Genomic DNA, 264 nt, shown 5'->3' on the forward strand with positions numbered 1-264 from the left:
AGCAGTTCATACACTTCGTTTAATTCTCTTGTCCGTTTATGGTCCTGTTCATTCAGCGCATATTTCATCTCATGTTCAAGCACTTGATTCAGAAATTCCATTTCCCGCTCCTCCAAGTGCTCGACAAACTCTTCCTCATTGGCATATCGCCCGGAAACGATTTTTCTGTAAATGTTTTGTCCTATGCCGTGTTCAAGGTGATTCGACAGTGACTCACGGAGGTAGCCCAATGTTGTGTCCATGATTCATACTCCTTTTTTACCT

The 264-nt window shown here is 42.8% G+C and carries 1 protein-coding gene; it reads right to left on the reverse strand.

The features are described from left to right. On the reverse strand, positions 1–242 hold a 242-nt coding region (locus CH339_RS25765), incomplete at its 3' end, for a sporulation protein (RefSeq protein ID WP_111436869.1). Between the last annotated feature and the right edge of the window lie 22 nt (positions 243–264).

Origin of the sequence: Rhodobium orientis (assembly GCF_003258835.1) — a bacterium.
GTDB classification, from domain to species: Bacteria; Pseudomonadota; Alphaproteobacteria; order Rhizobiales; family Rhodobiaceae; genus Rhodobium; species Rhodobium orientis.